The 19540-nt window shown below is 44.7% G+C and carries 18 protein-coding genes; 6 read left to right on the top strand and 12 right to left on the bottom strand.

What is annotated here, in order from left to right:
- Positions 1 to 74: 74 nt before the first annotated feature.
- Positions 75 to 587 carry a tetratricopeptide repeat protein gene (locus GA693_RS07260; RefSeq protein WP_160241159.1) on the bottom strand — a complete coding sequence of 171 codons (513 nt, stop codon included), beginning with the start codon at positions 585 to 587 and terminating at the stop codon, positions 75 to 77.
- 236 nt (positions 588 to 823) lie between these two features.
- Between GA693_RS07260 and GA693_RS07255 the strand changes: the two genes are divergently transcribed.
- Positions 824 to 2167: an amidohydrolase gene (locus GA693_RS07255; RefSeq protein ID WP_160241160.1), complete on the top strand. Its 1344-nt coding sequence runs from the start codon at positions 824 to 826 to the stop codon at positions 2165 to 2167.
- A gap of 434 nt (positions 2168 to 2601) precedes the next feature.
- Positions 2602 to 2862: a hypothetical protein gene (locus GA693_RS07250; protein ID WP_005179143.1), complete on the top strand. Its 261-nt coding sequence runs from the start codon at positions 2602 to 2604 to the stop codon at positions 2860 to 2862.
- A gap of 13 nt (positions 2863 to 2875) precedes the next feature.
- On the opposite strand, the gene GA693_RS07245 is transcribed toward GA693_RS07250, so the two are convergent.
- The 3 genes from GA693_RS07245 to lipA form a co-directional block, all read right to left on the bottom strand.
- Positions 2876 to 3262 (bottom strand): carboxymuconolactone decarboxylase family protein, encoded by a 387-nt coding sequence (locus GA693_RS07245; protein ID WP_005179142.1) that lies wholly within the window; start codon positions 3260 to 3262, stop codon positions 2876 to 2878.
- A 151-nt stretch (positions 3263 to 3413) separates the two neighbouring features.
- Positions 3414 to 5987 (bottom strand): acyl-CoA dehydrogenase, encoded by a 2574-nt coding sequence (locus tag GA693_RS07240; RefSeq protein WP_160241161.1) that lies wholly within the window; start codon positions 5985 to 5987, stop codon positions 3414 to 3416.
- Between the two features lie 440 nt (positions 5988 to 6427).
- Entirely contained in the window at positions 6428 to 7441 is a 1014-nt protein-coding gene (lipA, locus tag GA693_RS07235; RefSeq protein ID WP_005179140.1) for a lipoyl synthase, read from the bottom strand.
- 213 nt (positions 7442 to 7654) lie between these two features.
- On the opposite strand from lipA, the gene sthA reads away from it, so the two are divergent.
- Positions 7655 to 9070 carry a Si-specific NAD(P)(+) transhydrogenase gene (gene sthA, locus GA693_RS07230; protein ID WP_005179136.1) on the top strand — a complete coding sequence of 472 codons (1416 nt, stop codon included), beginning with the start codon at positions 7655 to 7657 and terminating at the stop codon, positions 9068 to 9070.
- Positions 9071 to 9202: 132 nt separating this feature from the next.
- On the opposite strand, the gene GA693_RS07225 is transcribed toward sthA, so the two are convergent.
- From GA693_RS07225 to map, 5 genes are all read right to left on the bottom strand, one after another.
- A complete protein-coding gene (locus GA693_RS07225; protein ID WP_160241162.1) occupies positions 9203 to 10168 on the bottom strand; it encodes a TauD/TfdA dioxygenase family protein in 966 nt (321 codons plus the stop codon).
- A 190-nt stretch (positions 10169 to 10358) separates the two neighbouring features.
- Positions 10359 to 10493 carry a hypothetical protein gene (locus tag GA693_RS14950; protein ID WP_005179131.1) on the bottom strand — a complete coding sequence of 45 codons (135 nt, stop codon included), beginning with the start codon at positions 10491 to 10493 and terminating at the stop codon, positions 10359 to 10361.
- The gene (locus GA693_RS07220) at positions 10486 to 11700 is read right to left on the bottom strand and encodes an MFS transporter (RefSeq protein ID WP_160241163.1); all 1215 of its coding nucleotides are present in this window, start codon (positions 11698 to 11700) and stop codon (positions 10486 to 10488) included. The genes GA693_RS14950 and GA693_RS07220 overlap by 8 nt, the downstream gene beginning before the upstream one ends.
- Positions 11701 to 11856: 156 nt before the next feature.
- Complete coding sequence (locus tag GA693_RS07215) at positions 11857 to 12915, bottom strand: OmpW/AlkL family protein (RefSeq protein ID WP_104473685.1); 1059 nt, start codon at positions 12913 to 12915, stop codon at positions 11857 to 11859.
- 313 nt (positions 12916 to 13228) lie between these two features.
- Positions 13229 to 14056, bottom strand: a complete 828-nt coding sequence (map, locus tag GA693_RS07210) for a type I methionyl aminopeptidase (RefSeq protein ID WP_016659201.1) — start codon at positions 14054 to 14056, stop codon at positions 13229 to 13231.
- Positions 14057 to 14264: 208 nt separating this feature from the next.
- Here map and rpsB point away from each other — a divergent pair, with 208 nt between their 5' ends.
- The 3 genes from rpsB (at position 14265) to GA693_RS07195 (ending at position 16577) form a co-directional block, all read left to right on the top strand.
- Positions 14265 to 15011 (top strand): 30S ribosomal protein S2, encoded by a 747-nt coding sequence (rpsB, locus tag GA693_RS07205; protein ID WP_005179120.1) that lies wholly within the window; start codon positions 14265 to 14267, stop codon positions 15009 to 15011.
- Positions 15012 to 15153: 142 nt separating this feature from the next.
- Positions 15154 to 16029: a translation elongation factor Ts gene (tsf, locus tag GA693_RS07200; protein WP_005179118.1), complete on the top strand. Its 876-nt coding sequence runs from the start codon at positions 15154 to 15156 to the stop codon at positions 16027 to 16029.
- A gap of 65 nt (positions 16030 to 16094) precedes the next feature.
- Positions 16095 to 16577, top strand: a complete 483-nt coding sequence (locus tag GA693_RS07195; protein WP_075175261.1) for a DUF3465 domain-containing protein — start codon at positions 16095 to 16097, stop codon at positions 16575 to 16577.
- A gap of 45 nt (positions 16578 to 16622) precedes the next feature.
- Here the strand turns inward: GA693_RS07195 and GA693_RS07190 are convergent, their stop codons facing one another.
- The 3 genes from GA693_RS07190 to mltB form a co-directional block, all read right to left on the bottom strand.
- Positions 16623 to 17084, bottom strand: coding sequence for an Mpo1 family 2-hydroxy fatty acid dioxygenase (locus GA693_RS07190; protein ID WP_016659199.1), 462 nt, complete (start codon positions 17082 to 17084; stop codon positions 16623 to 16625).
- Between the two features lie 410 nt (positions 17085 to 17494).
- On the bottom strand, positions 17495 to 18106 hold the full coding sequence (locus tag GA693_RS07185) for a septal ring lytic transglycosylase RlpA family protein (RefSeq protein WP_005179113.1): 612 nt from the start codon (positions 18104 to 18106) through the stop codon (positions 17495 to 17497).
- 292 nt (positions 18107 to 18398) lie between these two features.
- The gene (gene mltB, locus GA693_RS07180) at positions 18399 to 19400 is read right to left on the bottom strand and encodes a lytic murein transglycosylase B (RefSeq protein ID WP_005179112.1); all 1002 of its coding nucleotides are present in this window, start codon (positions 19398 to 19400) and stop codon (positions 18399 to 18401) included.
- Positions 19401 to 19540: the final 140 nt, after the last annotated feature.

Genomic DNA, 19540 nt, shown 5'->3' with positions numbered 1-19540 from the left:
AATCCAGCGCCTATCTCCATGCATCAATATAAAAAAGCCCATCATCTGATGAGCTTTTGATCGGGTTGAGTGGGTTACTCGGCAGCTTTGGCTTTTTCGGCCCAGTAATCTGCCTGTGCTTCATTAATTTCGACTCCCAGGCCATGTTCATAAATACAGGCCAAATCACGCATGGCCTGTGCATCGCCCAGTTCAGCGGCTTGTTGAACCAAATTTACCGAGGTCGGAATATCTTTTTCTACCACATTCCCACGACGATAATAGCCAGCCAGCTCCAGAATTGCGCCTGCATGTTTCTGTTCGCTTGCTTGTTTCAACCAGTAATAGGCTAACTCAAAGTGAGCTTTGGAATCTTCAGGATCATCTTCCTGCACGTCTTTGGCATAGACGGTATAACCTTCGCCCAACCAGTACATGGCTTCCAGATGACCATTTTCAGCGGCTTTTAAGGCCCATTCTTCAGCCAGCAGGTTGTCATCTTCATGCTCGCTTTGCATATACAATTCAGCCAGCTCAAACTGGGCATCGGCTTGGCCTGCAAGCGCACGGTTAATCAGGGCGGGAGGAACAGTGATGGCGTCCGACATGGTCATATCCAGAAAATATTTGCTATAAGCCTAAAAGGTCTGCCGGAAAAAAGCCAATCTGAAATGAAATGTTTTGAGTCATAGCGCAAAATTGCTCGCTAAATTGTGGTAATTTTCAACTTTTAAAATATCAAGTATAGTGCAAATGACTATATAAAATTACAACAATAGCCTTGTATTTTAACCCTAAATTCTCCGAAGATAAGATTTTAAACGGTTATAAAAATGGAGTTTCCATGCAGCTCACTAAAACCTGTCTTAGCTTGGGGTTAGCCATGAGTATCTCTCAGTTTGCTTTTGCAGATTGGGTGGATGATGCCGCTACAAAAGTCGAGCAGCATACCATTCAATTGCGTCATCATATTCACGCCAATCCTGAACTTGGCAATATGGAATTTAAAACGTCGGAACTGGTGCAAAAAGAATTACGTTCTTACGGCATTGAAGTGAAAAAAGGCTTTGCCAAAACCGGTGTGATTGGCGTATTAAAAGGTGCAAAACCGGGCCCGATTATGGCCTTGCGTGCCGATATGGATGCCTTACCGATGGAAGAAAAAGCCCAAGTGCCTTTTGCCAGTAAAGCCAAAGGTATTTATCAGGGTGCAGAAACACCGGTCGCACATGCCTGCGGACATGATACCCACACTGCCATGCTGTTAGGTGCGGCCAAGGCACTGGCAGAGAATAAAGATAAAATTGCCGGTACCGTGGTCTTTGTATTTCAGCCTGCGGAAGAAGGTGGTGCCGATATTGATAACTTCCTGAATGGTGATCAGGTCGGTGCACGTAAAATGATTGCCGATGGCGCGCTGAATAATCCAAAACCTGAAGTGATTTTTGGGATGCACGTGATGGCAGGTATGCCAAGTGGCAATATTTTCTATAAAGATGGTGTGGCTTTAAACAGTGCCGACAATATTCGAGTGACTTTAACCGGTCAGCAGGTACATGGTTCAATGCCGTGGAAAGGACGTGATTCTATTGTCGCCGCGGCTGATATTATCCAGAATTTACAGACCATGGTGTCGCGCCGTGCCGACTTGAGTAAAGGCATGGGCGTGGTCAGTATCGGGCAGATTCAGGGTGGTACCAGTGGTAATATCTTGCCTGAACAGGTTTCGATGATCGGAACCATTCGTTCCAATCATGAAGATATCCGTCAAAGCATCTACAAAAACCTGCCAACCATGATTGATCACACCGCGCAAGCCAATGATGTAAAAGCCAAAGTGGAAATTTCACCGTATGCGCCGGTCACCACCAATGATAAAACCTTAACTGAATTGATGGCGCCATCTTTAATTCAGGCCGCGGGTGAAGGTAAGGCGCATGTTTTAGAACATAACCAGAGCGCCAGTGAAGACTTTTCTTATTATGGCCAGCTGATGCCATCTTTATTTGTATTCCTGGGTGCGACACCGGCTGATCAGGATATGAGTAAAGCCGCACCGAACCATAACCCGTACTTTATTGTCGATGATAAAACCTTAAAAACCGGGGTAGAGTCGCATATGCGTTTTATTCTGGATTATCCAAAAGTTGCCAGCCAGGTACAAAGTGCATGGAAGGCGAAAAAATAATACTCTTGAATATATAAATCCCAAGAGCGAAAAAACGGAGCAGATCGGCTCCGTTTTTTATGACTCATAGATAGAACAATCAAATATCCGCTTTGAAATATAAAATTGAGCAGGAGAGAGTTAGGTAATAACGATGGAAGTTTAACGGAACCCATATATCAAAATAGCCTAAGTTATTTAATCTCTTTTACCTCTCAGAACCTGATCATGCGTTAATTATAAAATGAAGATTAAATATTCCTTGTTTGCGTCTGTTATGACTTAGAGAGAAAACCAGGATAAGGGAGTTTTTGATTTATCAGAGGATGGATAACAGCAGTCGATGTAAACCAATTCATCTTTAATTTAAATTACTTACAAAAATAGAGTTGAGCGGAGCCGTAGCATTTTTTAAGTTAGACCCATACAACGGAACAAAAAAAGAGAAGAAAAAAATGGTGAACTTTCTAACCGCAGAAGATGCAAAAGTGCTTTCGGCGCATGCCAATCTGGACATCAACCTGTATAAAGCGCGTTTAGCCAGTTTAATTGAAGAGAATGCCAAGCAGGGCAACACTGCAGTATTTACGGTATTGCCCAAACATTTGCCTTTGGAAGAAATCCGTAATCTCTCCGCCGAACTGACCCAGCTTGGTTATCAGGTGCGTTTTGAGGTCAGTGAATTCTTTTACAGTTTTAATGTGTACTGGATTTAAACTCGTCCGAAATTTACGCGTTGGCCTGATAGTCCTGAATGACTTCTAACGCCGCACGGAAGGCCTCTTGCGTAGCCGGTGCGCCGCAATAGGGCAGGCTATGTAGCAGCACTTCCTGAATTTCTTCCACTGTCGCGCCATTATTTAAAGCCCCGCGTACATGACCTTTTAATTCAGTCGGGCTTTTGAGCGCAGTTAAAAAGGCAATTGTCACCAGTGAACGATATTTGCGCGGCAATACATCTTCACGTTGCCAGGTAGAACCCCAGGCATGTTCATTAATCCAGTCCTGCAAAGGCTGGGTAAACGGCACGGTATTGTCCTGCGCACGTTTCACAAAACTTTCACCCATGACTTCTGTACGTACTTTTAAACCATTGTCATAATCTTGTTGTGACATCTTGTTTCCCTCAATATTGTTTTCGATGTAGCTTAACGGCTTATGCAGTCTATACTATTGGAAGATGGTCGTAGAATGCCTGTCAGAAGTGTCATTTCCAGTCCATAAAAAAGTGGCCCGAAAGCCACTTTATTCAATATTCAGCATATAACTAAAAACGGATAAACGGTTCCGGATCCTCTTTATGATGATCTGTGGCCAGTTGTGCGGTGCCACCGGTTTTCGGTTCTGCTGAAGTTGCCGGAGGATGAGCTTCCGTATCGACACCTAAAGGTTCAATTAAATGCGGATTGTCTAGTGGCAGGGTCTGTTCCAGCTGCATATCGAAAATATCGGTCAAAATACTGTCAAAGCGCTGCGCGTTATAACTGAGTAGCTGGCTAGCTTCTTCGGGTTGAATCGCGCCGGTATTTAGGGCATCGGCAATGTGTTCTTCAAAACTGAGGCCATCAAAACTGCCTTTGGCTTCAGCTTTTTTAAAGCGATCCCACAGCGGTTCAATCTCGGTTAAGCTCTGGAAGGTACTTTCCATCCGGCCAAAGACATCGTCCGGGTCCGTGTTATAGAAAACATGCTGTTTCAGCTGCTGGCGAAAAGCATTGTTCTGCATCATGCTCATGGCCACATCACGTTTCAGCTGATCGCTTGGTGGCTGCAAGGCACGGCCCCACGGGAAGCAGATCAATTTCACGACGCCAGCCGCCAGCTGCATAGGGAAATTATTGAACAGTCCAAAGAAGGCTTCTTGTGCATTAAACAGTGCTTTGTCTAAAGCCAGTTGCGCATGCAGTTGCTCATCTGCGGTTTTTTGCCCATGTGCATAGTATTTTAAGATGGCGGTGGCAATAAACAGCTGCGCATGAATATCGGCCAGGCGTCCGGACAGCATTTCCTTGCGTTTAATATCACCGGCCAATAAACCCAGACACATATCGGCAGTCAGGGCAAAGGCCGCACTAAAACGGTTGATGGTTTTGTAATAAGGCCGGCTAAATTCATCGGCTTGTTGCGGAGCATCGGATGAACCGCCAAACCAGCCAAAGGCAAATGCGCGCGCAGTCCGGTTAAAGGTATAACCGAGATGATGGTAGAACAGTTCATTAAATTGTGTCAGCGCGGCATCTTTATCAGGGGCTTGTAGCAGTTGTAATTCTTCATACAAATACGGATGGCAACGCATCGAACCCTGGCCAAAAATCATCAGCGAGCGGCTTAAAATATTGGCCCCTTCAACGGTAATGGAAACTGGAATGGCCTGATAGGTCAGCGCCAGAAAGTTCCGTGGACCCAACTGGATGGCGCGGCCACCGACCACATCCATACCATGATTAACCACACGGCGCATAGACTCTGTGGCATAGTACTTGGCCATCGCGGTCATCACGGCAGGTTTGCCGCCCTGATTCAGTCCACAGGTCACCAGATAGCGAAAGGCTTCCAGCATATAGGTTTCACTGGCAATATCACTGGTGACTTCCTGTACGCCTTCAAATTTCCCCACCGACAACTTGAATTGCTGGCGGATTCGCGCAAAAGCACCGACATTTAAATAGGTCATTTCCCCGGCAGCGGTTGACAGTGCCGGTAAGGAAATCCCGCGACCGACGGCCAGACATTCCATTAACATGCGCCAGCCTTTACCGGCATTTTCCACACCACCGATAATCCAGTCGAGTGGAATAAACACATCCTGACCTTCGACCGTGCCATTCATAAATGGTGAACCGGGATGATGGCGCGGCCCGACTTTCACTCCGGCGTGATTGGCCGGCAGCAGCGCACAGGTAATGCCGTAGTCGGTTTTAGTCTTATCGCCGAGTAAGCCTTCCGGATCATACAGTTTAAAAGCCAGACCAATCACGGTGGCAATGGGTGCCAATGTAATCCATCGTTTGGAGAAATTCATTTTCAGACCCAGTACGTGCCGGCCTTCAAACTGGCCATAGCAGACCACGCCAGTATCGGGGATGGCACCGGCATCGGAGCCGGCTTCCGGGCTGGTCAGCCCAAAGCAGGGAATTTCTTCGCCTTTGGCCAGACCGGGCAAGTAACGTTTTTTCTGCTCATCGGTACCGTAGTGCAGCAGCAACTCACCCGGGCCTAAGGAATTGGGCACCATACAGCTGACCGCGGCGGTTAGGGAGCGTGAGGCAATTTTGCTCATAATCCGGCTTTGCGCAAAAGAACTGAAAGCCTTGCCGCCGTATTCCTTGGGAATAATCAGGCCCAAAAATCCATGGGTTTTAATAAACTGCCAGGTTTCAGGAGATAAATCTTTGTGCTTATGATGGATTTCCCATTCATCCAGCATGCTGCACAGCTGTTCCACTTCATTGTCTAAAAAGGATTGTTCCTCCGCACTGAGCGTAGGATAGGGATATTGCTCAAAGGTATCCCAGTTGGGTGCGCCCATAAACAGCTCTTTTTCCCACCAGCTGGTGCCGGCATCCAGCGCTTCACGCTCGGTGCTGCTCATGCTCGGCATGGCTTGTGACAAAGCCTTATAGGCGGGCTGGGTGATGATTTTCATGCGCAAGGCATCCACCATCACAATTATGCTTAGCACAATTAACGGAATACCTAAAATTAAGGACCAGGGATTAATAAAGGCAGAGACAATACTGACCGCGATCAGGGTCATGGCACCGCTGTTGCGCGACAGCTGAAAATAGAAAATCGCCCACAGTGTAAAAACAAGAATGACGATACTGAGTATAAAAAGCATTATTGTATTTCTCCCGGCTGCTACAGCATCACCGTGCCTGCAAGGAAAAATGAAAGAAATGCTGCTTCATTTTGTCTGAAGTCATCCGGTGAAGGCTGTTCTTGGAACTTCGGTATCGTTTTTTTAAATATCAAGACCATCAAAACGATTGCTAAAAACAAACTCTATGGATGAAGATTGGTTGAAAAATGATCACCATTCAAGTAAAAACGCGCAACGAAATGTGAAGATAAGTAAGGGTTTAGCAGCTAGGTCAAAGAAGGATAGAAATTTATTTCTGATTTGAATAGGGTATTTTTTTAAAGACGAGCCGTCTTTGGGTCTAAGAGGAAATAGATGATCTCTCTGGGCTAAAAATTCTGATCCGAGGACGATGTAAAAATTTAAGTAAAAGATGACCTTGTAAAAAAGCCCCGAATCCGGGGCCTTGTTTTCTCAGCTTATGCTTCGATGGTTTGTACACTAATTTTCTTGGCAGGATCAGTCTTGCGACGTACTGCTGGAACTGGCTCGCCGTAGTATTGACGGTCTGCAAAATAACTTGAACGCACCATTGGTGCAGACCAGATATTTTTAAAGCCCAGTTTGCGGCCATGTTCTGCATAACGCTCAAATTCTTCTGGTGTTACAAAGCGGTCAATTGGTGCGTGCTGTTTTGATGGCTGTAAATATTGGCCAATGGTCACATAATCTACATCATGTGCTCTCAGATCATCCAATAATGAAATCACTTCTTCTTCAGTTTCACCAATACCCACCATCAGGCCACACTTGGTTGGAATTTCCGGGCAATATTCTTTAAACATTTTCAGCAGGTTTAAAGAGTGCTGATAGTCTGAACCCGGACGCATGGCTTTATATAAACGTGGCACGGTTTCAATATTGTGGTTAAACACATCTGGCGGACATTCAGTCATAATGCGCAGCGCAATATCCATACGGCCACGGAAATCCGGAACCAGAATTTCCAGCAGGGTATTCGGACTTAAGGCACGGGCTTCTTTAATACAGTCAACAAAATGCTGTGCACCGCCATCAAGCAGGTCATCACGGTCTACCGAGGTAATGACCGCATATTTCAGGCCCAAGTTGGCAATGGTTTCTGCCATATGACGCGGCTCATCCGGATCAAGTGCATTCGGACGACCATGGGCAACGTCACAGAACGGACAGCGACGGGTACAAATATCACCCATAATCATAAAGGTTGCAGTACCACCACCAAAACATTCTGGCAGGTTCGGACAGGCTGCTTCTTCGCAAACGGTATGCAGTTTTTGCTGACGCAGTGTCGATTTGATCCGTTGAACTTCTTCTGGCGCCGCCATCTTGACCCGAATCCAGTCCGGTTTGCGCGGCGTTTCAACCGTAGGCACAACTTTTACAGGAATACGAGCGACCTTTTCTGCGCCACGAAGTTTAACACCCTGTTCTGGTTTACGGTTTTCAGACATATTCAACTTTTCCACTGTTTTGACGGGGGAGATATTCGAAAAATAGCGCCTCCATTATAACGGACTTGGGTGCAAATAGGAAAAAAACGATATTCATTTAAAAAATGTGGCTATCACGCAATATATGCTAGGTAAATACAGAAAATCATGATGTTTTCAGTCATAATATGCATATGAGATATAAACAGAATAGATTAGTTTAAGGAGCGTTGAATGCCACGTAAAAAAGAGGTGGTTGCCGGAACTTTCGTTAAATATGATGCGGTGGTCCTAGGTTCTGGTCCTGCAGGTGAAGGCGCAGCAATGAAACTTGCCAAATCAGGCATGCGTGTTGCTGTGGTGGATATGCGTGAGCAACTCGGCGGTAACTGTACTCACGTGGGCACAATCCCAAGTAAGGCGCTGCGTCAGACGGTATCCAGTATTATCCGTTACCAGCGTGATCCGATGTTCCAGAAAGTGGGCGACTGGAAACAGTTCACCATGAAACAGGTGCTGCGTAATGCACATAAAGTGATTCAGCAGCAGGTCGATACCCACTCGCGCTTCTATGACCGCAATAAAATTGATATCTATCACGGTCGTGCTTATGTGCAGGACAAAAATACCGTGCTGGTATTCAGTCCGGAAGGCATTAAGGAAACCCTGATTTTTAAGCAGCTGGTGATTGCAACCGGTTCGCGTCCGTATCGTCCGGAAATTTTAGACTTTAACCATCCACGTGTATTCGATTCAGACAAGATTCTGGATCTGGATTTCTCGATTCAGAAAATCATCATTTATGGTGCCGGTGTCATTGGCTGTGAATATGCCTCGATCTTCATTGGTCTGGACCATAAAGTCGACCTGATTAACACCCAGCATAAATTGCTCAGCTATCTGGATGATGAAATCTCCGATGCCTTGTCCTATCACTTGCGTGAACAGGGTGTGTTGATTCGTCACAATGAGCAGATTGATCATTTAGAAACCTTTGATGATCACGTGGTACTGCATTTGCAAAGTGGCAAGAAAATCAAAGCCGATGCCATCTTGTGGTGTAACGGCCGTTCAGGCAATACCGATGGTTTAGGCCTGGAAAATGTTGGCTTAAAACCAAACAGCCGCGGTCAGCTGACGGTAAATGAGCAATATCAGACTGAAGTAGAAAATATTTTCGCTGCTGGTGACGTGATTGGCTGGCCATCTCTGGCGTCTGCTGCCTATGACCAGGGTCGCTGTGCAGGGGCCAACATGAGTGGCGAAGAAAATGTGGCACCGGTGACTGATATTCCAACCGGTATTTATACCATTCCGGAAATTTCTTCAATTGGTAAGACCGAGCAGGAACTGACTGAAGAAAAAATTCCGTACGAAGTGGGTCAGGCTTCTTTCCGTCATCTGGCACGTGCGCAAATTACCGGTGATACGGTTGGTGAACTGAAAATTCTGTTCCACCGTGAAACTTTAGAAGTATTGGGTGTACATTGCTTCGGGAATAACGCGGCAGAAATTATTCACATTGGTCAGGCGGTAATGAACAGCCCGAACAATACCATCAAGTATTTTGTAGAAACCACATTTAACTATCCAACGATGGCAGAAGCGTATCGTGTGGCGACCTTAAATGGTATGAACCGTCTGTTCTAAGCGGTTGCTCATACTGAAAAACCCGTAAACACAGTTTGCGGGTTTTTTTATGGTTGGATGAAAAGGATAAATATCCTGCAGTCAAAGTCCTGAACACGGGTGCATATTCAGTATCTCTAGTTCAGTTCCTGCTTAAAAAGGTCGGCTTCCGGCAAGGCTGATACGTTTTAACAGACGGCGCTGTTCGGCCGGAAATGGACGGCGGGAATGCAGGGTGGCCTGATTATCCCAGAACACAATATCACCGACTTCCCACTGATGCTCATAGGCAAATTCTGATTGAAGCAGATGGGCACGTAACTGGGTAATCAGTTCGCTACCAGCCTGATCGTCATAGTTTTCCAGTTCCACTTCGGTATGGGTATTGAGCCACAAAGCTTTACGCCCGGATTCTGGATGGGTGCGCACCAAAGGATGTGGATAGGCATGGCTTAAAACCGGTTGATCTTTAAAGCGATACAGCGGACTGTTGCCATAAACGCCGTCTTGCGACGAGGCTTGGGTTTTCTGCCGGCGAACAAAAGGGTTGTAAGTAATTAATTGTAGCTGGTCGATATGTGCCTGAATGTCGGCATCTAGGGCATTATAAGCTTTGATGGTATTAATCCAGCTGGTCTGGCCACCATTTTGTGGCAGTTCAATAGCATAGAGCAAAGAGCCAAAGGAGGGCAGCGGTGTCCATTGATGATCGGCATGCGGGCTTAATTCACCATGACCAGTATAATCGCCTTGTCCTACTGCATTGGAAACAGGCACGATATCGGGTGGTACACCGCTATCATCCTGCGCGGCCAGTACAGGCGTGTCGGCAGCGGGACGGAAAATTGAACCGAAATAGGTGGCAAAGGCCAGATACTGTAAATCATCCAGCTGTTGCTGTTTGAAAATTAAAACTAAATGTTCTGCCAAGGCCTGTTTCAGCCGGAAAATGGTTTCACCCGATTGAGCCTTGCGCGCATCTAATCCATACACCACCGCACCAAGAGCTTGGTCAGTGTGTGGAACAATACGGATTTCGCTGCCGTCCTGAAATTGATTGGCCTGATGCCAGCGCGGTGCATGGTGAATGGCTTGGGAAAGTGGGGTCAGACTGGTCATGTTTAAATTTTTCTCTCAGTGTTATTGCCTCAAGAAAATTTAGAAAAAACCGCAGGCCAAATAAAATCAGAAGAAATTCTAAACTTATGAAAAGGCTATAAAAATAATTAAATATATGATTTATATTCTTTTAATTAAAACAGCAAACCAAATAACTGAATTTGCTGTTGATGCTGCGGTTTTTTAAACATTAATGTGCACAAAACGCCTGATTAAAGTATTCAAACAGCTGCGGGGTTTTCATCCATAACAGCAGCGATAAAATAAAAAAGCTGATGATGCACAGGCCAATCAGAATTTTTAACAGCGACATTGAATTAGTCATGCACCACCGCCTGTTCATTCACAAAGAAATGTACCCAGACGCCAAAAGCACTTAGCGCAATCGAGAACATCCAGATGGCATTATAGTTACCGGTTAAGTCATGGTTCAGGCCACCCAGCCAGCCACCGAGGAACGAACCAACCTGATGGGTGAAGAATACAATTCCACTGAGCATGGTCAGATATTTCACCCCGAACATATTGGCTACAATGCCATTGGTCAGTGGCACGGTCGATAACCATAACAGTCCCATAATGACACCAAAGCCATAAATTGTCCAAGTACTGAGCGGTAACAGTAAAAAGGCGATAATGGCAAGACCACGCAAGCCATACAGCCACATCAGTAAATGCGGTTTGGAATATTGGCCGCCCAGCCAGCCAGCCGTATAGGTGCCGACAATATTGAATAAACCGACTAAAGCCAGGAAGATGGTACCAGTGGTGGCATTAAACCCATGATCAATTAAATAACCCGGCAAATGAATACCAATAAACACCACCTGAAAGCCGCAGACAAAAAAGCCCAAAGATAAAAACCAGAATGGCTTGTGGTTTTTGGCAATCACCAGAATCTGCTTAAATGTTAACGCCGGCTGCGGTTTGGTGGTCGCTGCATTCGGGTCGGTATACATCGGTGCTTTTAAAGTCCATGCCAAAGGAATTAGCAAGGTCATTAGAATGGCGCTAACCACCAGTGCACCTTTCCAGCCTAAATTCTGCAATAACAGCAGTGTGGTCGGCAGCATAATAAACTGACCGAAAGAACCTGCCGCACTGGCAATTCCCATCGCCAGACTACGTTTTGAAGGATGTGCAGCCCGGCCAACTGCAGACAGTAAAATCGGAAAAGAGGTGGCAGAGAGCGCCAGACCTAAAATTAAACCGGCACTTAAATTCAGCAGCCAGCCAGTCGAGCTGACCGCCATCAGCAATAAACCCAGTGCATATAAGGCACCACCAACGGCGACCACAATTTTACTGCCATATTTGTCGGCAAAGGCGCCGGTAACTGGTTGTACCGCACCCCAGATCAGGTTTTGCATGGCAATGGCCAGACTAAAGACATTGTGCCCCCAGCCAAATTCATGGCTCATTGGCACCAGATACAGGCCAAAGGCATGTCGTACCCCCAATGACAGCGCCAGAATAATGGCACTTCCCATCAGCATATAAATCAGGGCTTTGGAAAAACGGGTATCTGACATAAAAAGTCCGGCAGCCAGGAAAGACCTGCTTATGTTAGTAGATTGCCGCGCGGGAGGCGATAGAATAAAAATTAAATAAAAGATAAAATTTTTTTATGGCTGCATCAAAAAAGACAGCCCGAAAGGCTGCCTGATGATGGACTAAAAAATTGAAGCCTAGAAACGGATACCAATACCGGCATAGGCCAGAATCGGATTCACTTCAATATCGGCCTTAGAACGAATAAGTTCGCCATGTGTGGCATCGGTCACGGTAATGGTGGTGTCATTTTGCAGATGTGCATAGGACAGCGAACCAACCGCAAACCATTTTTCATTAAAGTCATAAGTAAAGCCTGCTGTGATTACTGGAGCAAAGGCATCTGTTGCTTCAACTTTGACTTTAGGATTGGCTTTGTCATTCGGTGACCCATCTAGTGATGCTCCGGCTTTATTATCCAGAATATTAGCGATCATATGTCCTGCAGCAATCAGGTCTTTTTCAGTCTGTGGATTAATTTCCAGTTCATTAAAATAAGCATACATTAAGCCTACGCCAACATAAGGACGGAATTTATTTACGCCAGTCTTGCCAAAGTGATACTGAAATTCAAAAGCAGGCGTCCATGCCCGAGCTGAAGCGGCAGGGCCATGTGCTTCTAAATCCGTAATAAAAATATCATTGTCTAACTCAATGGAGCCCACAAGTGGGGAAGCTATAGCACTGAATGGAGCATATATTTTTCCCTTACCTTGTAAGTCTACTTTAGGTGGAATGCCAGCTTTCATTTCAAACGAAATATTATCGGTAAAAAAATAGTTGGTCATAATGCCTAAAGTGGTAACATCATCAGCCTCTAATCCAGTGCCTGGATTCGTCCAGTTCTCTAGGCCATAAACTTGTGCTGTACCGCTCATGAACGCAGGTAAGGTACTATCTGGATTGATGCCATTAATTAAATCAATTAACCAATTCGCTAAACCAGATGAATTTTCTACGCGGTTATCAATGACTGCCTGCGATGAAATTTCTCCAACGTCAGACTGTATTCCTTCATAGGCAGCAGTATTAACTTTGAATGGCTGCGCTTTACCTTGTGGCATCACATGTAAAGCACCCACTGATACAGAAAAACGTTTAAAACCATCACCATCTTGCAGGCTAAAATACGGTGAGGCATAAGAAACAGCAGGTAAGGCCAACAGCGTGCTGGCAAATAATAAGGTCTTCTTCATATAAGGGACTCCATGTCCAATTTGTTGCTCGTTTTTATAAGGGCCATTATTTAATAGTTAGATAAAGCAAGACTGTTGTTTTTGAAGAAGATTGTTTTATTACATTTGTAACATTCTTGAAATAACTTTGCTGCTCTGTGACTTATTTATGACTTGTGTAGCTAGAAATGGTAATACGGTTTTTAGGGATGAAACCTGAATATTGATATAAGTATTTGATTTATTTATTTTAAGTTGAAGTTTTAGGCGATAAAAAAGGCCACATCAATGTGACCTTTCTGACAATTTTTTTAGTTTTTACGCCAATGACAGCTTAAGACTGGAAACGTGACAGGTCTTCTTCAGGACGTGCAGTCAGGACTTCCAGACCGTCTTTAGTCACTAAAATAGTGTGTTCATATTGCGCTGAAAGTTTGTGATCTTTGGTCACCACAGTCCATTTATCGCCCAGTAATTTGGTTTGCCAAACACCCGCGTTTACCATTGGTTCAATGGTAAAGGTCATGCCTTCTTCTAAAATCATACCGGTATCTGGATGGCCATAATGCAGCACTTGTGGTTCATCATGGAAAGTGGTACCGATGCCATGACCGCAATATTCGCGCACCACACTAAAGCGCTCAGATTCGACATATTTCTGAATGGCATGGCCAATATCACCAATGGTCGCACCTGGTTTTACAACTTCCATACCGCGGTACATAGCTTCCTGTGCTACTTTGCATAGACGGTTGGCAAGAATAGAAGTTTCGCCGCCCACCACATACATCATGTTGGTATCGCCGTGGTAGCCATCTTTAATGACTGTGACATCAATATTCAGGATATCGCCTTTTTTCAATGTCTTGTTTTCAGATGGAATACCGTGACACACCACGTGGTTTACCGAAGTACAGATGGTATGCTGGAAGGCCGGACGACCTGGGGCTGCACCATAGCCCAGGCAGGCTGGAATGGCATTTTGTACATTGACAATATAATCGTGACAAATCGTATCAAGCTCAAGTGTGGTTACACCCGGTTTGATATGTGGCTTGATCATATCCAAAACTTCCGCTGCCAGTCGTCCCGCTACCCGCATTTTCTCAATTTCATCTGCGGTTTTAATTAATCGACGAGGCGCTTGATAAGTACTGTTCATGATCTCTAAAAACTTTTGGAAATTTATATGTGACTATGGTATAAATAGCCGCCCATTTTATCAAATGCTTTTTCGTGAATAAATTTCGCGGGCATTGTGCGATGGGGCAACAAAAATCCGCACATATATCGTCACATTACTCTGGGTGCCCTTTGGGGTGGAGAATGCGGATATATGGAGGCCTAACCCAAACTTTAAGGTAAAGAAAATGGCAGATTACAACGTAAGCATGCGCGACCTTCTACAAGCTGGCGCGCACTTTGGTCACCAAACTCGTTTCTGGAACCCAAAAATGCGTCAATACATCTTTGGCGCGCGCAACAAAATTCACATCATCAACCTTGAGCACACTGTTCCTGCGTTAAATGATGCTTTGAACTTCGCTAACCAATTAGCAAGCAAAAAGAACAAAGTTTTGTTCGTTGGTACTAAACGTGCTGCTTCTAACATCATCCGTGAACAAGCTCAACGCGCTGGTCAACCATACGTAGATCACCGTTGGTTAGGTGGTATGTTGACGAACTGGAAAACACTTCGCCAATCTATCAACCGTTTAAAAGATCTTCAAACTCAATCCACTGACGGTACTTTCGCTAAGCTGACTAAACGTGAAGCTTTAGAGCGTAGCCGTGAGATGGAAAAACTTGAACGTGCTTTAGGCGGCGTTAAAAACATGGGTGGTTTACCTGACGCATTATTCGTAATTGACGTTGACCACGAAGCAATCGCGATCAAAGAAGCGAAAAACCTAGGTATTCCTGTAATCGGTATCGTTGATACAAACTCTAACCCAGACAACGTAGACTACGTTATTCCGGGTAACGACGATGCGATCCGTGCAGTAACACTTTACGCTTCTGCTATGGCTGATGCGATCATTGCTGGTAAAGAGTACGCTCAAACCCAAGCAAATGCTCAAGCGAAAGGCGAAGAAGCTCCAGCTTCTGAGGCTTAATGCGTTTTTGACGCAAGCTTGTCATTTTTGCGACATGTGATGGTGGCAAAGTAAGCGTCATGTATGCAGGCGGCCCATGAGTATCCTCTGGGCCGTTTCTGTTCTAAAAAGAATTCATTTTCTACCGAATTAGGAGATTCACATGACTGCTATTACTGCAAGCATGGTTAAAGAATTGCGTGACCGTACTGGTTTAGCAATGATGGAATGTAAAAAAGCTTTGACAGAAGCGGGTGGTGACATCGAATTAGCGATTGACAACCTTCGTAAATCTGGTCAAGCAAAAGCTGCTAAAAAAGCAGGTAACATTGCTGCTGACGGTGCGATCACAATCGCTCAAGAAGGTAACAAAGCAATCCTTCTAGAAGTAAACTGCCAAACTGACTTCGTTGCTAAAGACGAAAACTTTGCTGGCTTCTCTGCGAAAGTTGCTGCTGCTGCACTTGCTGCTGGCGAAACTGACGCTGCAAAAATTGCTGAACTGAAACTTGAAGATGGCCAAACTGTTGAAGAAGCGCGTATTGCTCTTGTTCAAAAAATTGGTGAAAACATCCAGGTTCGTCGTGCGCAAATCATTGAAGGTGAAAACCTTGCAGTTTACAAACACGGTCTGAAAATCGGTGTTGTTGTTGCTTACACAGGTGAAGCTGAAACTGGTAAAGGTATTGCAATGCACGTTGCTGCGTTCAACCCGGTTGCAGTAACTGCTGAACAGGTTCCTGCTGAGCTGATCGCGAAAGAGAAAGAAATTGCTGAAGCAAAAGCAATCGAATCTGGTAAGCCAGCGAACATCGTTGAAAAAATGGTAACTGGTTCAGTTGAAAAATACCTGAACGAAGTTGTTCTTGAGCGTCAAATGTACGTAATCGACAACGAGAAGAAAGTTGCTGATGCATTGAAAGCTGCTAACACAACTGTTGCTCAATTCGTTCGCTTCGAAGTAGGTGAAGGTATTGAGAAGAAAGCAGAAATGAGCTTCGCAGAAGAAGTTGCTGCTGCTCAAGCTGCTGCAAAATAATTTATTTTGCGAAAAAGCCCCGTTTCGGGGCTTTTTTTATGACCAAGACAACAACAGGAAGAACAATGTCGAAGAAAACCAATATGGGCATTGGCGCAGTAATTGCGCTGCTGGTTGCGGCTTATTTAGGTATCGACCTACAACCGCAAAACTCCGGTTCAAATACCTTCACTCAACAGCAGTCTGAAACCACACTTCAAGCTCCCGTTCAGGATGATACCGCCAAAATTGCCCAAGCCTTTCAGCAACGAAAAAATGATGTACAGGTACAAGCTACTGGTACAGTAGTGGCTCTGTTAAGTGATGACAATGAAGGTTCGCGCCATCAGCGTTTTATTCTGGAACTTGGCAATGGGCAAACCTTGCTGGTTGCCCACAATATTGATTTGGCTCCACGCATCGACCGTCTGCAAAAAGGCGATACTGTCGAGTTCTTTGGTGAATATGAATATACCGACAAAGGTGGCGTGATTCACTGGACCCATCATGATCCGCAAAAACGCCATGTTGATGGCTGGTTAAAGCATCAGGGAAGCATCTATCAATAAGCCCTCCAGCACTGGAGCAAAATGCTTCCTGATGTGTAAGCGTCTTTAGGTTTGGACATCCAGATGCGTGGTGTGCTGGCGAGATTTCCAGGATGGTAAAATCTTGCCTAAATAGGCATCCATACACCAGAGCGGTCCAATCAGCAGGAATTGCAGATCTTTAAAGAACGATGGTTTTTTGCCTTCGACCTTATGGCCATAGAACTGTCCAATCCAGGCAAAAACAAACAGCGCAATATAAAAACCAACACCAACCGGTAAAATCCAGATTAACCAGGCCATCACCAGAGTCAGTGCTGCCATGGCTACGGCCAGTACCAGATCCAGGCGTGCATAAAAAATAAAGGCCAGCACCAGTAACAGGGCAGTAAGCAGGGCGCTGAAATGCGCAATGATGCCAATAATGGAAAAATAGATGGTCGGTACACAGACCCAGTGAATCAGTTTATTGGTCTTGTTTTGATGACTTTCGCTATATTCATCCAGCCATTCTGAAATTGTTTTCATGCAGCACTCCTTTTGCATTATTTTTCTGAGTTTTCAAGAATGTTCTCACTATAAACGAGAAACAGAAAACGGTCAAAATTGGCCGGCAAAAATACCTGAAAATCTCAAAATGAGGGAAATAGGGAAATTCCTGTATAAAGGAATAGGGCTAAATGCGCATAGGATGCGTTTTAAGCGCAGAAAAAAATAAAAAGCTACCTAAGGATTCAAAAAGGATGAAAAGCACGCTAAGCGTGGAAATGAATGAAAATCTGTATTTTTAGAACAGATCATTCACTTTGATGACCAGATCAGCGTATTTAAAATCCAAAAAATGGATAGGGAAGTAAGCGTCTTTCCCTGAATTTGGGCATTAAAAAAGCCACCTGAGGTGGCTTTTGGGTCATATGGTGCAGGAGCTTAAACGGGTATTAGGAGTTTGGACCATCTACACGTTCAATGCTGACTTTGGCTACGCCGGCATTGGTAATGCCTAAACGTTTCGCAGCACCGTAAGATAAGTCAACTACACGGTTACCATGGAATGGACCACGGTCATTAACCTTAACGATTACGCTTTTGCCATTGTTCTTGTTGGTCACACGGATATAGCAGTTCAGTGGCAGGCTGCGGTGTGCTGCAGTCATGGCGTTCATGTCGAATGTTTCGCCGCTGGCAGTTTTACGACCGTGGAACTGACGACCATACCAGGAAGCCATACCAGTCTGGCTGAACTTACGAACAGTATTCGATGCTACGGTGTTTAACTTTTCAATGACAGAAGGCTCTTCTTCTGGGATTTCAATTTTTGCAGCGATGGTTTCGCGGCGGATTTTATCGCCAGAACGTTCTGTAATTGAAAGGCTATTTAAATTAGAGAAGTGAGTATTAAAGCTTTGTGCTTCTTTGTTCAGCACACGGGCAGCCAGGCTAGAACTTTCATTGTCGTTATTGAACGATGATGACTGTACCATTTCGGCTTGCGACTGACTTAAGGTAAATACCGTCGACAGCGCCAGTAAATATTTAATTGAAGAATGCATATGTTTAAAACTCCTGCAGCTTGATGCCGTGAATCAACCCTAAGTGGTTGATATAGCAGACATCATGCCTGTTATTTCACTTTTGCAACCATATTTGACGAAATGGATAATATTCATCGTTTACTAAAGGTGTCTAGTCTTTACACGGAAATAACGACAAAAAATACCAAACCTTTACCTCTTTTGGTTAAATAATAACCAATATTGTAACAATGTATGTGAAAAGCCGGTTTTGTGCGCAAAATCTCGTAAAAAAATCTTGACTTTGTAACTTTTGAGTAAAAATAAGTTCTTATCGACTGACAATTTCAGTACCCAATAACCAGAGTGCAGTGGCATACATACGGCTGCGGTTATAGGTGGTAATCACCTGAAAGTTTGGATAGGTGATGTAATAAATTGGACCATAATTTTCTTGTAATTGAATGACATTGACCAGATCGAGGTCATCAATTTTCACAATCGGATTCAGCGGACTGATGCCCTGATTTTTCAGCACACCATACGGGGTAGGCAAGGTTAGATCTTTGGCAATCACGGCATCTGGAGTTGAGCCGCTATAACGGGCAGGGAATGCAATCGGCTGATTACGCTGCCAGCCATGTTGGGCCAAATAGTTGGCAATCGAACCAATCGCATCTACTGCTGAATTTCTTAAATCAATATGTCCGTTGCCATCATAATCGACGCCAAATTTAGGAATATTGCTTGGCATAAACTGCGGATAGCCAATTGCACCGGCATAGGAACCGACCACAGAATGGGTGGCAACACCATCTTTATAGCTCCAGGCAATTAGCGCAGACAGTTCACTCTGGAAATATTCGGCCCGGCGTGGATAACCAAAACCTAAAGTGGCCAGCGCATCCCGGGTAATAAAAGAGCCTTTATTGGAACCAAAACCGGTTTCCACACCTAAAATCCCCAGAATAATCGCTTGTGGCACGCCAAACTGCTGTTCAGCACGATTCAGGGTATCGGCATATTGCTGTTTGAAACGCACACCGCGTTGAATGGTGCTTTCAGCCAGAAAATTGGTTTTATAGGCATACCACGGTTTGCTTTCACCGGGACGATTCATGATATTGATAATATTCGGCAGATTTTTGGCGCCGCTCATGGCACGATCAATCTGCTCGGAACTGAGCCCATACTGCTGCATGGTTTTTTGCTTAAAGTTCGGATAGTCCGGATGGCTGAGGAAGTCATTGGCCTGAACAACACTGGATAAGGAAAGAGCACCAACAAGTAAAGAAAGACGCTGTAATTTTTTATAGAAATAACGATTCAACATATTGGTTCAATTTCCCAATGTATTATCAATTTAGTGACAAAAAGCAGATGGTGTTTAAAAATTAAAACAGGTTGAGCAAAAGTGTCGATTTAAAAAGACAGTTCACACAGGCAATTAAGATAACATTCATTCTGGCGCTA

Origin of the sequence: Acinetobacter indicus (assembly GCF_009914475.1) — a bacterium.
Classification (GTDB): Bacteria; Pseudomonadota; Gammaproteobacteria; order Pseudomonadales; family Moraxellaceae; genus Acinetobacter; species Acinetobacter indicus.
Note: the sequence above shows the minus strand (reverse complement) of the source record. Positions and strands in the feature narration are given on the sequence as shown.